The sequence below is a fragment of the Niallia sp. NCCP-28 genome (genome assembly GCF_023168165.1).
Classification (GTDB): domain Bacteria; phylum Bacillota; class Bacilli; order Bacillales; family Cytobacillaceae; genus Niallia.
Genome location: NZ_BQYJ01000027.1, coordinates 1 through 2,394 on the forward strand (window position 1 = coordinate 1; position 2,394 = coordinate 2,394).

Below are 2,394 nucleotides of genomic sequence, written 5' to 3' on the forward strand. Positions count from 1 at the left end.
GGCCCATTGGTCAAGCGGTTAAGACACCGCCCTTTCACGGCGGTAACACGGGTTCGAATCCCGTATGGGTCATACGAATAAAAAGCTGTTAGCAGATGCTAGCAGCTTTTTATTTTGAGGGATTTAAAACTTTGAAATTCCCCGAAAAAACATAAAATAATCTAAAAAATACTAAGTGCTTGTGGGAAGGAACTTCCTTAAATGGCTATTTATTAATAGAATGTAATAACTAATTTGATGCATTCGGTGCAATGGCGCGGCGAATGCTTTTTTTATGCTTGCTCTTGCAGAGGATCAACAATTTCTATACCTCAAAATAGCCTATGCTGCTTTCCAGAATCGTGGATTTCATTTACTGTATCATTTACCTAGGCAATCTAGATTGATTATTTAGGCTGCTGAATAAAGGGTTTATAATCATTTGTTTTTTTCGGAGATTGTCTATGAATGTTTTCTTATATACTCAAAATCATCAATATAATTATGTTCCATTAGTATGTTGAGAAGTTTTTTTGTGATTTTATAATATGGTGATTCTTTTCACCTTTATATCAGCAATAGTTCATTCCTGATATTTTATCTGTTTTCAAGATTGATGAATAAGAAGAGAGGAAGAGGAAAAAACTTGCAAAAGGGGAATTTTTCTAAAACGAACAGAAAGATTTCTTGGATATTACTGGTTTTATTAAAATTAATTGCTCAAGCGATTCTATTGTTTGGCAGATAAAATAATGGCATTATTAGAGCCTATCTTCTCTAATTAAGAAAGCAACCAACAGATTATTTGCTAGCTTAACTCTAATGCACTTTATATGATGAATTGAAGGTATATTAATGTTAGGCTTCTATAAAGGGATAAATCAAAAAAATCTTGTTTTGGCAAGTTGTAAGACTTTTTATTTAGAAGATAGCAATATAAAGAATTATCCAAGAAGTTAGCATGGCATCATTTTAGAGAGGGAAAATAGTGACATTGGTTTTCTAACAAAAGCCTGTTTTCATTTGAGAATAATTATGCTGTAATAGGGAGAGAACAATAGTCAGATTGTTCTAATCAGTGAAAGATAAGTAGTGAAAGAATAGAGGGATTGTGCTTGAAAAAGTTTAAGAAGTTTTATTTAGAGATTACAAGTGTATGTAATCTTGCATGTAGTTTCTGTCCCCCAACGGAACGACAGAAGCAGTTTCTTTCTGTGGAGGAGTTTTCTAAAAGGTTAGATCAAATCAAACCTCACACAGACTATATTTATTTGCATGTAAAAGGAGAGCCTCTGCTCCATCCTAAAATAGATCAATTGCTTGATTTAAGCCATGAAAAAGGCTTTAAAGTTAATATTACAACCAATGGAACATTAATTAATAAAAAGAGGAACAAATTATTAAATAAACCTGCATTAAGACAGATGAATTTTTCTCTTCACAGCTTTGATGGACATGCTGGTTCTACAGATAAAGAAGGATATGTAAGAAGTGTACTTTCATTTATAAAAGAAGCAACAAGTCAATCAGAAATGATTGTTTCGCTAAGACTTTGGAATCTCACACCAGATAATGCAACAAATCTTGATAGGCAAAGAAATAGACAATTGCTGGGAATTATTGAAAAGGAATTTGATTTAGATTATAAAATTGAGGAGAAGGTCACGCCAGGAAGTGGAGTGAAAATTGCGGAACGTATCTTCATTAATCAAGATTACGAGTTTCAGTGGCCTGCGTTACATGAAGAAGAGGATGATGGCAAAGGTTTCTGTTATGGATTGCGAAATCAAGCTGGTATTTTGGCGAATGGAACGGTTATTCCTTGTTGTTTAGATGGTGAGGGAGTAATTAATCTTGGAAATATCAATGCTGACTCATTTTCTAATATTATTGAAGGCGAAAGAGCTAAAAACATTGTAGACGGTTTTTCACAAAGAGTGGCTGTAGAAGAGCTATGCAGGAAATGTGGCTATCGTAAAAGATTTGGAAAATAAATAGGAAAACATTCTGCTATGAGTAAGGAAGTTGCATGCATTCTATTGATAACCTTGAATAAATAAAAGGATTCATTTGGAACATTTGAATCAATGCCCTGTTGCTGTATTGTTAGTTAGTGTTTTTTATCATATGTTTATATAACAATAATAAGCGAGCTTTTGAAGAAACAGGGCTATTAAGAACAAAATGGTATGGAAACGACTGGATTTTTTTGATAAAATGAAGTCTGTTATGCATATGGTTGGAAAGTAGCAAGTGGACTTTTTGATGTTTTAATTTTATATATGCTAAGATTTAAAGGTTTTATAATGATTTAAAAAAAATGAATTTTATTTTAAAAAAATACTTGCTTTATAAAAAAACACGTGATATATTATATATTGTCGTCAGGACAACGTGGAAAAATAAAAAAGTTAA

The 2,394-nt window shown here is 32.2% G+C and carries 1 protein-coding gene and 1 tRNA gene; both read left to right on the forward strand.

Annotated elements, in window-relative coordinates:
- Positions 1 to 72 (forward strand) — tRNA-Glu (locus NCCP28_RS23355).
- Between the two features lie 1,022 nt (positions 73 to 1,094).
- Entirely contained in the window at positions 1,095 to 1,973 is an 879-nt protein-coding gene (locus NCCP28_RS23360) for a radical SAM/SPASM domain-containing protein (protein WP_248563551.1), read from the forward strand.
- The last annotated feature ends 421 nt before the right edge of the window (positions 1,974 to 2,394 follow it).